Here is a 17348-nt window from a genome sequence, read left to right on the forward strand (position 1 = left end):
ACGACCCCCTCCGGCGTCAGGAGTACGCCGGAGGGCGCGCTCAGCTCACCGACAGCCGGTACGCCACCCGCCCGAACGCGACCTGGTCGCCCGCGCGGACCACGACCGCGCCGATCACCCGGCGGCCGTTGACGGTGGTGCCGTTGGTGGAGCCGAGGTCCCGCAGGATCCACAGCCCGCCCTGGTGGCTGAGTTCGGCGTGCACCCGGGAGACCGTCTCGTGGGTCAGCCGCAGCCCGTTGCCCGGGTCGCGGCCGATGCGCAGCGGACGGGTGTGCGCCGGTCCCGGCAGCAGCAGCTTGGGCAGCCGCTCGGCCTGCCAGGCGCGGCGCAGCCGTACCGTGAACCCGGAGACGGCCTCCACGGTGCCGAAGACCGCGCGGGAGACCCGGTTCTCGCGGGGCAGATCGGCGATGAGGACGGCGAGTTCGTCGGCGTGACGTGCGGCGAGGGCCAGTTCCATGCGGTGCAGGAACGTGTCGTGCGACAGCCGGCCCTTGGCCGCGCCGTCCCGCAGCACCTCCAGCGCCGCGTCCCGCTCCGCGTCGGACAGCCGCGCGGACGCCGGGGCCGGGACCGAGGCCGGGGCCGGGGCGATGGGGAACTCGAAGGACGACGTCACGCCTGTGATTGTCGGTCAGCGGGCGGCGGGTGTCCAGAAAACGGGCAATCGGCGCCCGCGCACCGGCACTTCCGCGCGGCCCGTCGGGAAACGTTCCACGACACCTGGAGGGAAAGGCCCCGATTGAAGGGCGGATCACCCGTCCGGGCGGGCACGATGGGAGCGCGGGACATCACGGTGAGCAGACGAAGGGGAACCGTCCGTGCAGTTCGAGGTGTGGGCACCGCAGGCAGACCGGGTGACGCTCCAGTGCGAGGGCGCCGCGCACGCGTTGGCGCGCGATCCCGATCGCAGGGGCTGGTGGAGGGGGGAGGCGGCGGCGGACGACGGCGCGCGGTACGGGTTCGCGCTGGACGACGGTCCGGTGCTGCCCGACCCGCGCTCGCGCCGCCAGCCGGACGGCCCGGACGGACTCAGCGCCGTCGTGGACCAGGGACGGTACGCGTGGCGCGCGCCGTGGCCGGGGCGGGGGCTGCCGGGTGCGGTGCTCTACGAGCTGCACGTGGGCACGTACACCCCCGAGGGCACCCTGGACGCGGCAGCCGCCCGCCTCGGTCATCTGGTGGAACTGGGCATCACACACGTGGAGTTGATGCCGGTGTGCCCGTTCCCCGGGCGGCACGGCTGGGGGTACGACGGGGTGTCGCTGTGGGCGGTGCACGAGCCGTACGGCGGCCCCGAGGCGCTGAAGCGGTTCGTGGACCGGGCGCACGAACTGGGGCTCGGCGTCGTCCTGGACGTCGTGCACAACCACTTGGGGCCCTCCGGCAACCATCTCCCCGCGTTCGGGCCGTACTTCACCGACACGCACACCACGCCGTGGGGCGCGGCCGTGAACCTGGACGCGCCCGGTTCGGACGAGGTGCGCGCGTTCCTCGTCGACAGCGCGCTGGCGTGGCTGCGGGACTTCCGGCTGGACGGGCTGCGGCTGGACGCGGTGCACGCGCTGTACGACACCCGGGCCCGCCACTTCCTGGAGGAGCTGTCGGAGGCCGTGGACGGCCTCGCGGCGGAGCTGGGCCGGCCGCTGTTCCTGATCGCCGAGTCCGATCTCAACAACCCCCGCTTCATCACGCCGCGCGCGGAGCACGGGCTCGGGCTGCACGCGCAGTGGAACGACGACTTCCACCACGCCCTGCACACCGCGCTGACCGGCGAGTCCCAGGGCTACTACGCGGACTTCGCGCGGGCGCCCTTCGCCGCGCTGGCCAGGACGCTCACCGGGGGCTACTTCCACGACGGCACGTACTCCGGCTTCCGGGAGCGGCACCACGGCCGTCCGCTGGACCGCGCGCGGGTCGCCGGGCACCGGCTGCTCGGCTACGCCCAGACCCACGACCAGATCGGCAACCGCGCGCAGGGCGACCGGCTCTCCGCCCACCTCTCCCCCGGCCTGCTGGCCTGCGCGGCGGCGCTCGTGCTGACCGCGCCGTTCACGCCGATGCTGTTCATGGGCGAGGAGTGGGCGGCCGGCACCCCCTGGCAGTTCTTCGCCGACCACACCGATCCCGGCCTGGCGGAGGCGGTACGACGCGGCCGGCGCCGGGAGTTCGCGGCGCACGGCTGGGCCGAGCAGGACGTGCCGGACCCGCAGGACCCGGCGACCCGGGACCGCTCCTGTCTGGACTGGTCGGAGCCCGGGCGCCCGCCGCACGCGCGGGTGCTGGAGTGGTACCGCCTGCTGATCTCCCTGCGCCGCGACCTGCCGGACCTCACCGACCCGGACCTCGCCGACACGAAGGTGGCCTACGACGAGGAGGCCCGCTGGCTGGCCTTCCGGCGGGGCGACGTACGGGTCGCGGTGAACCTGGGCAAGGAACCGGCCGCCATCCCGCTGGGCTCCCGCCCGGCCCTGGTGCTGGCCGCGTGGGAGCCGGTGGAGGCGCCGGGGGCGGACGGCATGCTGCAACTGCCCGGGGAGTCGTGCGTGGTGCTCACGCAGCCCTGAGGCGGCGGGTGCCGATCACGGTTCCTCCCCCGCCGTCTTGAAGTCGGTCACCCGCTCCAGCAGGATCGGCTCCCACGCCCGGCGGAGCTGGGCGCGCAGCAGCGCCGGGTCGCCGGGGGTGCGGCCGTCGAGGTGGTCCATGAGGCGCAGGACCGTGTCGCAGCGGGCGAGCCACAGGCCGCGCAGGCAGGGGCGGGCGCCGTAACCGGCGAGGGTGGCGGCGCGGACGGCGGCCGGGGAGCCGACGGCGACGGCGAGTCCCGCGATGTCCTCGGCGGGGTCGCCGAGCGCCGCCTCGGTCCAGTCCAGGACGCCGCGCACCCGCCCGTCGGCGCTGACCACCACGTGTTCGCCGGTCAGCCCGTGGTGGGTGAGCACCGCGACGCCGGGCTGCGCGGCGAGCTGGGCCGCGCCGGCCGGGGTCAACTGGTACATCGGCGCGGCGTCGAACTCGTCGGCGACGGCGAGCCGTTCGGCCGCGTGCACGGCCATCCGGCGCAGCGCCTCCAGCGAGCGCGGGGCGGCGCGGGGCACGCCGAGCGACTCGGCCTGCCGTACCGGCACCGCGCGCAGGCCCGTGAGCAGCCCGGCGAGATCGGCCTCGCCGGCCGCCGACACCTCGTGCTCCTCGGCGGTGCCGCCGGGCACCACGGTGTCGAGGGTGCAGGCGAGGCCGGGCGCCCAGTCGGCGTGCGCGACGCTGACGGGCACCGCGACCAGGACGTGCGGGCGGACCAGGGCGCGCAGCCGCAGCTCCCGGCGACGGCGGGCGGAGGCCTCCCGGTCGGGGGCGAGGCGCAGCACCTGGCGGGTGCCGACCCACCAGGTGTACGCGTGTCCCTCCCGCACGGGCCGGACGTCGGGTCCGTCGCCCTCCGGGCCTTCCTTGAGCAGCGAACGGACCAGCTGGCGGACGGTGTCCGCGGTGGGGATCGGTGCCTGGGTCATGGATCGCGCGTTGCCGTTCCGGGTGTCGTCGGGTTGGTCTCCCTGGGGCCGCCCTGGGGCGTCAGTCCACGATGACCATGTCACGGGTGGTGTTGTTGAGGCGCCGGCCGCCGTCCTCGGTCACGGTGACGATGTCCTCGATGCGCACGCCGAACCGGCCGGGCAGATAGATGCCGGGCTCCACCGAGAAGCACATGCCGGGCACCAGCGGCAGCTCCTCGCCCTCGATCATGTACGGCGGCTCGTGCGTGGTGACGCCGATGCCGTGCCCGGTGCGGTGGATGAAGTACTCGCCGTACCCGGCGTCGGCGATCACCGCGCGGGCGGCGCGGTCGACCTCCTGGCAGGCCACGCCCGGCCGTACCGCCTGGTAGCCCGCCTCCTGGGCGGCGCGCACGATGTCGTGTACCCGGCGCTCCTCCTCCGTGGGCTCGCCGACGTGCACCGTGCGGGTGGTGTCCGAGCCGTAGCCGTCCTTCAGGCCGCCGAAGTCGAGGACGACCATGTCGCCGCGCTGGACGACGCGGTCGCCGACCTCGTGGTGCGGGTTGGCGCCGTTGGGTCCCGAGCCGACGATGGTGAAGTCGACCTGGGAGTGGCCGAAGCGGCGCAGCAGCCCCGCGAGGTCCTGGCCGAGGTCGGTCTCGCGGCGCCCGGCGAAGGGCACCTTGCGGATCTCCTCGAAGGCCGCGTCGGCCGCGGCTCCGGCGGCCGCGAGCAGCTCCACCTCGGCGGCGTCCTTGACCGCGCGCAGCATGGGCAGGGCGTCGGTGAGGGCGGCGTACGAGCTGTCGGGCAGGGTGCGCTGGAGGCCGAGGACGTGCATCGCCCAGGTGTTGTCGCTGATGCCGTAGCGCCCGCGGCCGTCGAGGAGGTCCGCGGTGACGGCGTAGGGGTCCTTGCCGTCGGTCCAGTCGCGCAGTGTCAGCGCCTCGCCCGCGGCGGACTGCGCGGCGTCCGGGGCCTCCAGGGTCGGCACGACCAGCACGGGGTCCTGGCCGGGGGCGAGGACCAGCAGGGTGAGCCGCTCGGTGACGGCGGTGGGGGTGTATCCGGTCAGCCACACCATGTCCGGGCCGGGCGCCACGAGCAGCCCGGCGAGCCCGGCGTCGGCCGCGGCACGCGCGGCGCGCTCCATGCGGGCGCTGTGGTCGGCTGCGCTGAAGGGCGTGGTGGTACTACCGGTCATCCGGGCCTCCGGGCGATCTGGCTGGTCGGGCAGGTGCCGGGGCGTCACGAGCGGCGCCCCGGGCAGCATCCTGCCCGCCCGGACCGGGCCACGCGACCCCATCGGACGATCCCACGGCCGCGGCGCGCGCCGCGGCATTCCGCGCGGGTCGGGGTCCTCGGTGCGGCCGGTCGGTCGGCATACGGCCATCATCACCGGCGCGGGCCGCACCGACCAGCGAATTCCCGGCGCGGATGCCCGACGCGGATGCTCGATGCGGATGCTCGATGCGGATGCTCGATGCGGATGCCCGGCGGGCGCCGCGGCCCGGCGGAGGCCCGGGCCGCGACGCGACGAACGGTTCGGAGCCGGGCTCGGAGCCGGTTCGGAGTCGGCTCAGCCCGTGTGCCCCCCGTGGCCGCCGTCGTGCGCGGCACCGTGGTCGAACTTCATCGCCTCGGGCGGCATGACGACGAACGGGCGCATCATGCCCATGTCCTCGTGCTCCAGCAGATGGCAGTGGTACATGAACCTGCCGTACGCCCCGTCGAAGCGGCCCATGACCCGCAGCAGCTGGCCGCCGGGCACCCGGAAGACGTCCTTGTACCCCTGCTCGTTGGGCGCGAGCGGGATCGCGGTGCCCGCGTCGTACCGGATCGGGGTGCGGGTGCCGCCGGCCGCCGGGTCGAAGCCGGAGACGTCGTAGGCGTCCCGGCCCAGCAACTGGAAGTCGGCCAGGTGGATGTGCATGGGGTGCACGATGGGCGCGAGGTTGAGGAAGCTCCACTGCTCGTAGCTGCCCTCGCCGAGGGTGAACCCGAGCCCGTCGTTGAACGTCCGCGCGGTACGCCGGTACGTCTTGGTGGTGCCGTCGGAGCCGGTGAGCTGGATGACGCCGTCGGCCGGGAGCGTCAGCCCGCCGGTGTCCGTGACCTCGGTCATCTCCCAGATCTCCGGGTGGCCGCCGGCGCCCTTGGCGGCGGGCGGGGTGAGCACGACCAGCCGGTGGCCGTGCGGCGTGTCGTGGGTGAGCCGGCGGAAGGAGCCGGACAGGACCTCGGGCAGCTCGAAGGTGTCGCGCACGGCCGCCTTGCGGACCCGGAACTCCAGGACGGCCGGATAGCGCACGTCGCCGGCCGGGTCGGGCACGCCCGCCGGCTGGTTGGGGCCCTTGTTGACCAGCCGCAGGGTGCGGCCTGCCAGCCGCCGGAAGTCCACCAGCAGGTCGAAGCGCTCGGCGGGCGCCGCGGTCAGGGCGGGCAGTTCCGCGCCGAAGTCCACCGGCACGGGCCGCGGCAGCAGCCCGCCGTCGCTGCCGATCTGGTGCACGATGCCGGGCACCGGGTCGCCGTCCTCGTCGATCAGCACGAGGTCGAAGATGCGCGCGTTGGAGGCGTTGACCAGCCGGAAGCGGTACCAGGCGGAATCCACCTCGGCGTACGGCCAGATGCGGCCGTTGACCGTGGTGTAGGGCCCGCTGAACGGGATGGACACCGGCTTGCCGGTCTCCGGGTTGCTCTGCTGGACGACGACCGTCTTGTGCAGCAGCCGCCCGTTGAGCCGGCCGTCCTCGTCGGTGTCGAGGTTGCGGTCGGCGAGCAGCAGCGGTATCTCCCGCTCCCCGGACGGCAGATGGAGGGCGTCCTCCTCGTCGTCGCGGACGAGGTAGGTGCCGTAGAGCCCTGCCATCACGTTCCAGCGGGTGATGTTCATGGCGTGGTCGTGGTACCACCACTGCGTCGCCTGGTGGTCGTTCGGGTACTCCGACAGCTGGGCGTCGCCGGAGCCGACGGCGTTGTCCGCCCAGCCGTCGTTGCCGGCGCCGGTCTGGGCGCCGTGCAGGTGGGTGACCGTCCAGGCGGGCAGGGCGGCGACGTCCTTGTCGGGTTCGGCGCCGCCGCGGCCGGGCTCGGTGGTGGCGGGCGCGGTGCCGGGCGCGCGGACCGGCACCGTGACCGCGGTCACCGGGTACTCGGCGTCCTTGGGGATGCGGTTGGTCCAGGCGATGCGGACGCGCCGGCCGCGCCGCACCTCGATGGTCGGGCCCGGGACATGGCCGTCGTAGCCCCACATCAGGGTGGGCGGGAGCTGCGGGTGCAGCCGCACCCAGGTCGGGCGCAGGGCGATCTCGGTCTCCTGCCGGACGTCGGCCGCCTCCGGCCGCAGCACCGGCGGCACGGTCAACGGTGCGACGTACGGCCTCAGTTCACCGTGGGCCTGCTTCGTCTCCGCCGCCGCCCCGGTGATCCTCCCGACGGCCTGCTCGATGATCTCGGTCAAGCTCGAACACCCCCCGTGTTCTCGCGTTGTGTTGTTCCCCTTGACCGTGAAGACTGCCGGGAGTCCGCCGAAGTTCCCTGAATGCCCCATTCCGTACGAGAAGATTGCGAAACGGTCGGTCAGCCCAGCGGGAGGAGCGGTCGCGCGGGCATCCGGTCGGGCAGGAATCCATGGGCGCGCCGCGCCAGCCAGGCATCCCGGTAACGGTCCACGTTCCGGTGCCAGTTGAGGATCCCGGCCAGCCAGTTGCGCAGGTCGAGGACATACCCGTCCAGCGCCGCGCGCGCCTCCCGGGACAGCCCGAAGTCGTCGCACAGCACGGGCAGTTCATGGGCGATCACGTGCTCGAACTGCCGCATGCGCTGGGTGGTCAGGTCGTGTACGACGCGGAGTGCGGCCGGGTAGTCGATGCCGAAGAAGTTCTGCACGACCAGGATGGCGTTGTGGATCTCGCCCTCGTACTCGATCTCCTTCTGGTAGGAGAAGATGTCGTTGACCAGGCAGGCGTAGTCGACGGCGGCGTTCTCCAGGGAGCGCACCGGGCCGCTTTCGTAGACCTGCGGCGGGATGGCGGGGCCGCGGCCCATCCGGCACAGGCCGAGGGTGAGGTCGGAGCCGAAGGTGGCGCGGCGCATCTCCAGGTAGTCGACCGGGTCGGGGACGCGGTTCTGCGCCTGGTTGGACAGCTCCCACACCCAGCTCTCGGTCATGGTGTCCACCGCGGCCCTGAGGGTGCGCCGCTGCTCCGTGCTCATCCCGGCGGTGGTGCGGGCCCACAGGTCGGTCAGGGAGCGTTCCATGGCGTTGCCGGGCACGAGCGCGGGCGGGCCGTCGACCGGCATGCAGGCCGACAGCCGGGCGGTGGCCAGACGGGCGCCGGCCAGGTCCCCGCGGCGGCCGTGGACGAGCGGGTAGTAGTCGTCGCCGTAGGTGCCGAAGGCGAGCCACTGGGTGCTGAGGTCGAGGGCCTCGGGGGTGGCGTCGGGGTCCAGTCCGGCGGCACACAGGGCGAGGTCGCAGGCGCGCAGCCGGTCCTCGTCCCAGACGCCCTCCCGGAGGATGCCCACCCGGTCGCACCAGGCGCGCAACTCGCGGCGGGCGGCGTCGAGGTGGGGGCTGAGTGCCACGGCGTACGGCATGCGGAACTCGGGCAGGACGGAGGGGCCGACCTTCTGGTGGGGCACATGCGTGTAGGCGCGCAGGCGCTCGTGCGCGGCGGCGGCGAGGAGGGCCCCGACGTGGGCCGCGGAGGTGCCGGGGCCGCTGGGGAGCCGCCAGGGCGAGTCCTCGCGCGCGCCCTTGTTCATGTAGCGGCTGGAGCGCAGGTGCCATTCGTGGCCGCCGCTCTGCCAGTCCTGGAGTCCCTTGGTGTACGCGGCGACCGCCGCCGCCTCGGCCGGGGTGAGACCTTTCTCCAGGGCGACGGCGGGCACCTCGGTGAGCGCGGTGTGCTCGAACTGGTGCAGGCGCGAGGTGAGGATGTCGTTGACGGTGTCGGCGGCCTGCTGGGTGGTGCAGCCGAAGAAGGTCTCCAGGACGAGCACGCCGTTGCTGTTCTCGCCCTCGTCCTCGACCTCCCGCTGGTAGGAGAACAGGTCGTTGCGCAGGTGGACGGCGTCGGCGAAGGTCTCCATGAGCACCCGCAGCGGCCGCGTCCCGGCGACGGCGGCGGGCACCTCCTCGGTCGCGTACTCCACGAGCCCGGCGGACCAGGGCGCGCCGCCCACCTTGCGGCGCATCTCGATGTACTCGACGGGGTTGGCGATCCGCCCCTCGTTGATGTTGGACAGCTCCCACATCGACTCGTTGAGCAGGTGCTCGGTGGCGACGGAGAAGCGGCGGCGCCAGTCCAGGGACATCGCGGGCACCGTACGCGCCCACAGGTCCTTCAGGCCCGCCTCGACGGGGTTCTCCGGCTCGGGCACCGGGGTGGCGGGGTCGGTCGGCATGAAGAGCGGCAGCCGGTCGAGGTGCGCCTTGCCGGCCGCGCGGTCCTGGGTCCGCTTGAACATGTCGAGGAAGTGGTCGTCGAAGAAGAACACCCACACGTACCAGTCGGTGATCAGCGAGAGGGCGGGGCCGTCGCAGTCGGGGTGGGTGTAGGCGCACAGCAGTCCGTAGTCGTGCGCCTCCAGGTCGGCCCGGTCCCAGATCCCGGAGCCCTCCAGCATGCCCATCTCGCGCGCCCACGCGGTGGAATGGGCGCGGGCCTCGTCGAGGTGCGGGTTGAGCCGCGCGGGAAACGGCATGTAGAAGTGCGGGAGTTCGAACGGCTGCGTCATGGGCGGGCCCTACCCGTGGCCCCGAACGCCCATCCACCGCAGGGGACATGATCACACCATCGCGTGAACAGGCCCCGATGTATGCCCCGTCCGTGCTCTTGCCCTGCTCGGACACCGGGGCCACGGTAGGCGCATGAACTCCTTCGTGCTGCCCCATGAGGTGCACGGCGACAGCGCCCACCGGGTGTTCGCCGTGCACGGATGGTTCGCCGACCGGTCCGCCTTCGCGCCCGTCCTGCCGGACCTGGACCGCGCCTCGGTTCACCTATGTGCCGGTGGACCTGCGCGGCTACGGTGAGGCCTCGGACGCCTCGGGACCGTATACGACGGCGCAGGCGGCCGTGGATCTGGTGGCGCTGGCCGACCGGCTCGGCTGGCCGCGGTTCTCGGTGATCGGGCACTCCATGGGCGGCGTGGTGGCCGTGGGGGCACCTCCCACGCCTTTAAGGCAGTGGGGGAGGCTGCTCGCGCTCGCCCCGGAGCGGCTGCGCCGCGTCGTCGGCGTCTCCCCGGTGCCCGCCGCGGGCCTGCCGCTTTCGGGTGAGCAGGGCGCGCTGTTCACGGACGCGGCGCACAAGCCGGCCAACCGGCGCGCGATCATCGACTTCACCACCGGCGGCCGCCGACCGGCCGTCTGGCTGGACCGGATGGTCGCGCGCTCGCTCCGGCGCAGCGACGCGAAGGCGTTCCGCGCCTGGCTGGACTCGTGGGCGGGCGAGGACTTCCAGGCCGAGGTGGCCGGCCGCGAGGTGCCCGCGCTGGCCGTGGCGGGCGAGCTGGACCCGGCGCTGTCGCCCGCGCTGATGCGGGCGACCTGGCTGTCCTGGTACCCGCACGGGCAGCTCGTCACCCTGGCCGGGGCCGGGCACTACGCGATGGACGAGACGCCGCTGGAGCTGATCCGGGTGGTGGAGGACTTCCTGCGCGCGGACGGGACGGAGGACGGGGCGGCCGGGGCGGACGGGGGCGGGGCGGCGTGAGCACACGGGCCGCCGGTCCGGTGCCGGACGTCTTCGACCCGCGCCGGTACGCCACGGGGGTGCCGTACGACGCCTACCGCGTCCTGCGCGACGAACATCCCGTGGCCTGGCAGGAGGAGCCCGAGGTGCTGGGGTGGCCGGCCGGGCCCGGGTTCTGGGCGGTGACCCGGCACGCGGACGTCGTACGGGTGCTGAAGGACTCGGCGTCGTACTCGTCGCACCTCGGCGCGACGCAGATCCGGGATCCCGACCCGGAGGATCTGCCGTTCATCCGGCGCATGATGCTCAACCAGGATCCGCCCGGGCACGGACGGTTGCGGCGGCTGGTCAGCCGGGCGTTCACGCCGGGGCGGATCGAGCGGTTCGCGGCGGTCGCCCGGGAGCGGGCGCGGACGCTGCTCGCGGCGGCGCTGGAGCGGGCCGCGCGGGGCGACGGCACCCTCGACCTGGTGGCGGCCGTCACCGACGAGTACGCCCTCCTCAACCTCACCGACCTGCTGGGCGTCCCGGAACAGGACCGCGGGCTGCTCCTGCGCTGGACACAGAGGGTGATCGGCTACCAGGACCCGGACGAGGCCGGTCCCCCGGTGCTGGACGAGTCGGGCAAGCCGCTGAATCCGCGCTCCCCGGCGATGCTGCGGGACATGTTCGACTACGCCCACCAACTGGCCGCGCACAAACGACGGCACCCCGGCGACGACGTCATGACGGCCCTCGCCCACGAGGACGAACTCTCCGCGCCCGAGCTGGAGATGTTCTTCTTCCTGCTCACCGTCGCGGGCAACGACACCGTCCGCAGCGCGGCCCCCGGCGGACTGCTGGCCCTGGCCGGACACCCGGCGTCGTACGACCTGCTGCGTACCGGCAAGGCGGAACTGGGCCCGGCGGTCGAGGAGTTGCTGCGCTGGCATCCGCCGGTGCTGACCTTCCGGCGCACCGCCGCGCGCGACACCGAGCTGGCGGGCCGGCGCATCCCGGCGGGCGACAAGGTGGTGGTCTTCCACGCCGCCGCCAACCGCGACGAGCGGGTCTTCGCCGACCCCGACCGGCTGGACCTCGCCCGCTCCCCCAACCCGCACGTCTCCTTCGGCGACGGCCCGCACGTGTGCCTGGGCGCCCACTTCGCCCGTCTGCAACTGCGGCTGCTGTACGAGGAGGTGCCGCGCGCCCTGCCCGGACTGCGGCTCGCGGGGCCGGCCGAGCGGCTGGTGTCGAACTTCATCAACGGGATCAAGTCGCTGCCGGTGCGGGCCGGCTGACCTGGATCAGCGCGTGCGTGCCGTCGGTGCGCCAGCGCTGGTCGGCCGCCGCCACCAGACGCGCCTCGGTGGCGGCGGTCAGCCCGGTGATCACCTCCGACTTCAGGGTGCGCAGCGCGGCCACCGGGCCGGGGAAGTACGCGGTCGCCGCCGCGAAGGGCGTGGTCGGCGGCCACCGCCGATCACCCACCAGACGGCGGTAGTTGAGGTCGCCCTTGAAGAGGGTGAGGGTGGCGCCGGCGAACTCGGCGCGCAGCTCCTCGGGCATCCGCTCGTACGGCAGCGGGGCGCAGGAGAAGGGGTGGGCGCGCACCGCGAGCCGGCCGTCGGCCATGGCGGACCGCAGCAGCCGCCCGTGCTCACCGGCCGCGCCCGGCGCCGTACGCAACAGCTCCAGGGCGTCGAGCACATCGGCCATGGTGGCGTCCGAGACGTAGTACGGGTACGGCTTCACGTGCAGGACCGCCCGCGCGATCCGGCCCCCGGCGAGCAGGTGGGCGATCAGCAGCAGGTCGGGGACGAGTTCGCGGCCGGCGTTGTCCGCGACCAGGACGAGCGTGGCGGCGCCCCCGGGCGGCAGCAGCGACCACAGCGGCTCGCTGTCGTCGGCGACCAGCGCGGGCACCGGTTCACGGGCCTCGGCGCCCGCGGCGGACAGCCGGAAGCCCAGGTCGGCGCGGTTTCCCCACAGCGAGCCGTGCAACAGGGCTTCCCCGCGCTCCGGTTCCGGCAGATCCCGCAGGCCGTCGAGGGCGGCGAGTTCCCGGCCGGTCTCGGGCGCGTCCAGCTCCGCGCGCTTGACGGGCCGGAAGGGGTCGATGCCCCGCCAGGGCCCCGGGGCGAAGTAGCCGACGACTTCGAGAAGTCGGCGGTAGAAATAGCTTTCCGACCACAGCCACGGGAGGTCGAACCAGGACCGCCCGGCGTACTCGGCCAGGCCCCACTCATGCCACGCCGCCCGGTCCGGGGCGTCGGCGGGCAGGGGTGCGACGGTCCCCTCGGCGCAGCTCTCCAGCAGCTCGTCCAGCGCCCGGTGCTGCCCGGGTCCGTACGGGAAGGCGTCCCGCACCTGCCGGATGATCGCCGGGTGCCGCTCGGCCAGCACGCTGTGGGGGAACGAGCCGGGTTCGTTGCCGAGGATCACGGGTGCGAACGGGGTTTCGGGCATGTCCGTCACCGTACCGCGCGCCTCACGCGGTTCTGATCTCCCGCTCCAGTTGCGTGGCGAGCGTGACGTAGCGGGGGCGCCGGTGCACCGGGACGAGGCCGCGGATCATCAGGTGCCACATCTCGGCGACCCTGCGCGGCAGGCGTCCCGCCGGTTCGAACCGGCCGGCGACCCGGGTGCCGAAGAAGAAACAGACGAGCGAGTGGGCGGCGGCGGAGATGTCGAGGTCCCCGTGCACATCGGCCTCGCGCACGGCCCCGGAGAACTTGCGGGCGGCGAACTCCAGCCACTCGGTGTAGGGGTGCCGCAGCGGCGGCCGCACGGTGACGTCGGCGGTGGCGAGGCGGAGTCCGGCGCGCGGCACCGGGTCGTCCACGGCGAGCCGGGTGACCCCGAAGGTGGTGCGCATCAGGCCCTCCAGCGAGGAGTAGCCACGGCCCTCCATGTCGGCCACCAGGCGGCGGGCCGCACGGGCCTCCAGCTCCAGGATCGCGTGCGCCAGATCCTCCTTGGCGGCGAAGTGGAAGTAGAGAGCGCCCTTGGTGACCTTCGCGTGTGCGACGATGTCGCTGAGACTGGTGGACTCGTAGCCGTGTTGGTCGAACAGATCGGCGGCGGCCGTGATGATCGTGGCCCGGGTCTGTTCGGCGCGTAACTGCCTCGCCATCCTGTGACCCCTCCTCGCAAGACGAACGAACGGGACATGCGGTTTGTTTTTAACCCCTTGCATACGATAACTCACGGAATGACAACAGGAGTCCGGATTGCTACCCGTTTGCGGGACACGTGTCACCCGCTCCGGCATCCCGGCGCCGAACGGGCGCTCGACGGCGCATGCCGCACCCATGATCGCCACGATACGAGGCGGGCGGCCGGCTCCTCAACGGCGTCTCACCGGAGGGCCGAAAAACGTCAACTGACCGTTGATGCAAGGAAGTACAGCCGTCACCGCGTCCCGTGAAACACAGCAGGGCGGCGCCGCCGCGGTGCTGGTGTGCACCGGGACGACGCCGCCTGGGCGCTGCACTCACGACGGCGCGAAGTGGCCGTCCACATAGATCAGTTGACGATCAGTTGACGAAGACCGCCGCTCCGCCGTCCGTCACCGGCGCGTACTTGGCGCTGAAGTAGGCGGTGGAGAAGCAGAGCGAGGACCCGGAGACCTTGTTGAACTGCTGGTTGGTGAAGTTGATGCTGTTGTCGGCGTTGGACGCCGTCCCGGTCAGACCCGAGCCCTGGTAGACACAGGTGACGCTGCCCAGCAGGGTGCTCAGCTTGACCGTGGACTGGATGACGGAGCCGCTCGGGGGCGTGACGTTGAGGGTGCCGCTGGAGGAGACCGTCGCCGTGTAGGGCAGGTTGTCGATGGTGATGCTGTTGACGCCGAGCACACCGGTCACGTTGCTGGTGCAGTTGCTGAAGGTGTGCCCGGTGAGGGACTCGGTGGCGGTGCCGGGCGCGGTCGGGTTGCCGGTGACCTTGGCCGTGAACTGGGAGGTGCTGCACTTCACGCCGCTGGTGCCGGTCGCGCTGGAGTAGAGGGTGGCCGAGGTGCCGCTCGCCAGGGGCGCGGTGAGCGTGTCGCCGACCGCGACGGCGGTGCCGCCGGCGCTGCCCGTGGTGAGGACCGAGCCGGCCGCGGAGGCGGGACCGGCCGACACGAGGGCGAGCGCGGTGGCCGTGGCGGCGCCGGCCAGGGTGATGAGGGTACGCGTACGCATGCGGGTGCCTCTCTGCTGAAGTGGGGGAACGGGGGCGGTGCGCAGCGGTGCGGGTGGTGCTGATGGTGCACGGCGGTGCTGTTGGTGCGGATGTCGCCGCCGCCGCGGGCCCGTCACGCCTTCTCCTTACGCGACGGACCGGCGGCGACGGCAGGCCGGACACCGGCCGGTACCCGGGGGGAATCGGCCGGGCCGGACGAACATGGGGGCGCCGGTACGGACCCGTGGGGGAGCTGTCCGTGCCGTGCTCACGCGCAGTGCGGGAAGATCACCGTTCGAAGCGGCCATCGCCCGAAAGGGCCGGTGTGCCCAGCGGCCCGCGTTCGAGACGATCGCCATGCGATGGAGCGGTTGCCGCGAGAGGGCCGGGAACGCGGCCGACGTCCCTGGGGGACACGACCGCCACCGCTCAAGGGATCCTGCGCCACGGATCCGTGGAATCTGGAGAATTTGTAGCCCCGTCAACCAACGCCGTCAACCCGTTGAACTGATCAACTTAGCGACTTCGGCAGGGAGTTGGGGGCTCCGGACGGCCCGCACGCACCACCGACACCCTTTTTTCACATCTCCCTTGACCCCAAAAAGTAACCGGCGGTAACTTCCTCGAAAGGCTACCGCCGCGTAACGAGAAAGCCCTTGTGCCCGCCGGGAGTGCGAGGAGGCGTCCGCGGCGGCCGCTGTCCGCGCCAGGACATCGCGCCACTGAAGCCCAACCACGCAACGATCCATGCCCATGGGAGCAGACATGGCCTCGTCCCCGGACGTCTCGTCCACCGGCAACAGCCCCGAGAACCCCGGAAGCGGTTCTCCCTCGGAAATACCGACCAGCACGGCGACCCCCGCGGCCGGGAGACGGGGCCGTGTCCGGGCCCGTCGCGCCGCGATCATGGCGGTGCCCGCCACCCTCGTCGCGGCCGGCCTCGCGGTCTTCACCGCGCAGGGCGCGCTGGGCGTGCAGTTCGCCATCTCCGGCATGCCCTTCACGGTCACCGCGACCGAGCTGGACGGCACCGGCTTCGAGCAGTACGGCGGCCTGGACAACATGGCGGAGGACAGCCCCAACGCCGGTGACACCGGCGGCCAGGTCCTCATCGTCACCTCGGCGATCAAGAAGGCCACGCTCACCAAGCTGTGCCAGAGCGTCGACCTCGGCGGCACCAACCTGCTGATCACCGCGGGCAGCGGTGCGAAGAAGGTCAGCGCTTCCGACCTGACGACCGACTCCACCGAGATGTCGGGTGACGCGGCGTTCAAGAACATCGAGATCGGCAACGACGCGAGCACGCTGGACAAGGCCAACGCGAAGGGCCCGAAGGGCGTCTTCAGCCAGCAGGCCGACAGCGTGCACATCGACAACCTGCGGCAGACCAACTACGCGACGACGGCTGGGGTGTTCAAGCTGCCCGGTCTCAAGCTCCGCTTCAGCGACTCGGGTTGCTGAGCGCCGTGCCGGAAACCGCGGGAGAGAGTCCCCGGCGCAGCTTCCGGGCGTGGCGGTCCCGCCGGCCGTTCTGGGGCGGGCTGCTGCTCGCCCTGGGCGGCGGCGAGATCCTGCTGTCCGAGAAGGCGTCGCTGAAGGTCGTCATGCACATCGGCATGCAGGGGCTCGCCGGCTATCTGCTGCCGGGCCTGATGACGCTGCTCGGCCTGCTGATCCTCTTCAACCCCGCCCAGCGGCTCTTCTACTCCATCACCGGGGTGCTGCTGGCGCTGGGCACCTGGGTCACATCCAACCTGGGCGGCTTCTTCATCGGCCTGCTGCTCGGCGTCGTCGGTAGCTGCCTCGCCTTCGGCTGGCTGCCTGACCAGGAGCCGCGCCTGAGCCGCCGCAAGCGCCGCCGGGCACGGGCCCTCGCCAAGGAGGCCGAGACGACCGCGGTCTGACGTCCCGGAACTCTCCGGCCCCACCGGCGGTTTCCGCGGTCACGTGGAAGCCGCCGGTGGGTGCCGAGGGGCGTCGGCGCGTGGCCCGGCCCGTCGCGTCACGGAGACCTCAGTCGAGCCCCGCCGACTTCAGCCACGCCTTCGCGACGTCCAGCGGGTCCTTGTGCTGGAGCTGCACCTGGGCGTCCAGGTCCAGCAGGGTCGCGGTGTCGAGCTTGGCGGACACGGCGTTGAGGGCGGCGATGCCCTTCTTGGGGAGCGCGGCCTTGGAGACGACGGGCTGGACGTTCTGGAAGCCGAAGAGGTTCTCGGGGTCCTGGAGGACGACGAACTTCTCCTTGGCGATGGTCGGGTCGGTGCTGAAGATGTCGGCGACCTGGACGTCGTTCTTCTTCAGCGCCGTCTGGGTGAGCGTGCCGCCCGCGTCCAGGGCCTTGAAGGACTTGAATTCCAGGCCGTAGACGGACTTCAGGCCCACCAGGCCCTGCTGCCGGGTCTGGAACTCCGGCGAGCCCCCGATCACCAGGTCCTTCGCGGCCCCCTTCAGGTCGGCGGCGGTGGACCGCGCGGTGAGGTGGTACTTCAGCGCGGTGGCGGCGTTGACCGCCAGCGAGTCCTTGTCCTGCGCCGACGAGGCGTCCAGCAGCGTCAGCTTGGGGTCGAGCTTGGTCTTGATGGCCGCCGTGGTCTCCTCGGCGCTCTTCGGCGTCGCCTTGGGATCGAGGTAGGCCAGCAGCGCGCCGTTGTACTCGGGCAGGACGGCGACGGAGCCGTTCTTCAGGAGGCCGTAGGTGGTCTCCCGGCTGCCGATGTTCGGCTTGTACGTGACGTCGATCCCCTTGGCCTTCAGCGCCTCGCCGTAGATGTCGGCGAGCAGGTTGCTCTCGGGGAAGTTGTTGGAGCCGACGACCACGCCGTCGGACTTGGAGGAACAGCCCGCCAGCAGGGCCGTCGCCATCGCGAGCGCGACCACCGCCGCCGCGCCCCGGTTCCTCCGTATGGACCTGCTGATATGGGTTGTTGAAGTCACCACCTGATCCAATCCAGGGGCTTGACGTCGAGTCAACCGCACGTCCCGCTCTCGTAAT

13 protein-coding genes and 1 pseudogene are annotated in these 17348 nt (G+C 72.5%); 5 read left to right on the plus strand and 9 right to left on the minus strand.

Annotation, left to right across the window (positions count from 1 at the left end; translation table 11 throughout):
• Positions 1-40 precede the first annotated feature (40 nt).
• Positions 41-598 carry a DUF1707 and FHA domain-containing protein gene (locus tag AB0927_RS04270; protein ID WP_366666060.1) on the minus strand — a complete coding sequence of 186 codons (558 nt, stop codon included), beginning with the start codon at positions 596-598 and terminating at the stop codon, positions 41-43.
• Between the two features lie 226 nt (positions 599-824).
• Here AB0927_RS04270 and treZ point away from each other — a divergent pair, with 226 nt between their 5' ends.
• The gene (gene treZ, locus AB0927_RS04275) at positions 825-2570 is read left to right on the plus strand and encodes a malto-oligosyltrehalose trehalohydrolase (protein WP_366665967.1); all 1746 of its coding nucleotides are present in this window, start codon (positions 825-827) and stop codon (positions 2568-2570) included.
• 15 nt (positions 2571-2585) lie between these two features.
• Here treZ and AB0927_RS04280 read toward each other — a convergent pair whose 3' ends face one another.
• The 4 genes from AB0927_RS04280 to cyc2 form a co-directional block, all read right to left on the minus strand.
• Positions 2586-3518: an aminoglycoside phosphotransferase family protein gene (locus AB0927_RS04280; protein WP_366665968.1), complete on the minus strand. Its 933-nt coding sequence runs from the start codon at positions 3516-3518 to the stop codon at positions 2586-2588.
• A 61-nt stretch (positions 3519-3579) separates the two neighbouring features.
• A complete protein-coding gene (locus AB0927_RS04285) occupies positions 3580-4707 on the minus strand; it encodes an aminopeptidase P family protein (RefSeq protein ID WP_366665969.1) in 1128 nt (375 codons plus the stop codon).
• A 375-nt stretch (positions 4708-5082) separates the two neighbouring features.
• Positions 5083-6966 carry an O-aminophenol oxidase PhsA gene (gene phsA, locus AB0927_RS04290; protein WP_366665971.1) on the minus strand — a complete coding sequence of 628 codons (1884 nt, stop codon included), beginning with the start codon at positions 6964-6966 and terminating at the stop codon, positions 5083-5085.
• Positions 6967-7085: 119 nt separating this feature from the next.
• Positions 7086-9248: a germacradienol/geosmin synthase Cyc2 gene (cyc2, locus tag AB0927_RS04295; protein ID WP_366665973.1), complete on the minus strand. Its 2163-nt coding sequence runs from the start codon at positions 9246-9248 to the stop codon at positions 7086-7088.
• Between the two features lie 133 nt (positions 9249-9381).
• Here cyc2 and AB0927_RS04300 point away from each other — a divergent pair.
• Both AB0927_RS04300 and AB0927_RS04305 read left to right on the plus strand, forming a co-directional pair.
• Positions 9382-10228: pseudogene (locus tag AB0927_RS04300) on the plus strand (alpha/beta fold hydrolase).
• Positions 10225-11487 (plus strand): cytochrome P450, encoded by a 1263-nt coding sequence (locus AB0927_RS04305; RefSeq protein WP_366665974.1) that lies wholly within the window; start codon positions 10225-10227, stop codon positions 11485-11487. Before AB0927_RS04300 ends, AB0927_RS04305 begins: the two are co-directional and overlap by 4 nt.
• On the opposite strand, the gene AB0927_RS04310 is transcribed toward AB0927_RS04305, so the two are convergent.
• The 3 genes from AB0927_RS04310 to AB0927_RS04320 form a co-directional block, all read right to left on the minus strand.
• A complete protein-coding gene (locus tag AB0927_RS04310) occupies positions 11459-12655 on the minus strand; it encodes a damage-control phosphatase ARMT1 family protein (RefSeq protein WP_366665975.1) in 1197 nt (398 codons plus the stop codon). The genes AB0927_RS04305 and AB0927_RS04310 overlap by 29 nt on opposite strands.
• Before the next feature lie 22 nt (positions 12656-12677).
• Positions 12678-13322 carry a ScbR family autoregulator-binding transcription factor gene (locus tag AB0927_RS04315; protein WP_366665976.1) on the minus strand — a complete coding sequence of 215 codons (645 nt, stop codon included), beginning with the start codon at positions 13320-13322 and terminating at the stop codon, positions 12678-12680.
• A 403-nt stretch (positions 13323-13725) separates the two neighbouring features.
• On the minus strand, positions 13726-14376 hold the full coding sequence (locus AB0927_RS04320) for a Tat pathway signal sequence domain protein (RefSeq protein WP_366665977.1): 651 nt from the start codon (positions 14374-14376) through the stop codon (positions 13726-13728).
• 745 nt (positions 14377-15121) lie between these two features.
• Here AB0927_RS04320 and AB0927_RS04325 point away from each other — a divergent pair.
• Entirely contained in the window at positions 15122-15817 is a 696-nt protein-coding gene (locus AB0927_RS04325) for a DUF6230 family protein (protein WP_366666062.1), read from the plus strand.
• Positions 15818-15822: 5 nt separating this feature from the next.
• Positions 15823-16260 (plus strand): DUF6114 domain-containing protein, encoded by a 438-nt coding sequence (locus AB0927_RS04330; protein ID WP_366665978.1) that lies wholly within the window; start codon positions 15823-15825, stop codon positions 16258-16260.
• Positions 16261-16369: 109 nt separating this feature from the next.
• Here AB0927_RS04330 and AB0927_RS04335 read toward each other — a convergent pair whose 3' ends face one another.
• Positions 16370-17290, minus strand: coding sequence for an ABC transporter substrate-binding protein (locus tag AB0927_RS04335; protein ID WP_366666063.1), 921 nt, complete (start codon positions 17288-17290; stop codon positions 16370-16372).
• Positions 17291-17348 lie beyond the last annotated feature (58 nt).

Source organism: Streptomyces sp. NPDC048106 (assembly GCF_040706415.1).
GTDB lineage: Bacteria > Actinomycetota > Actinomycetes > Streptomycetales > Streptomycetaceae > Streptomyces.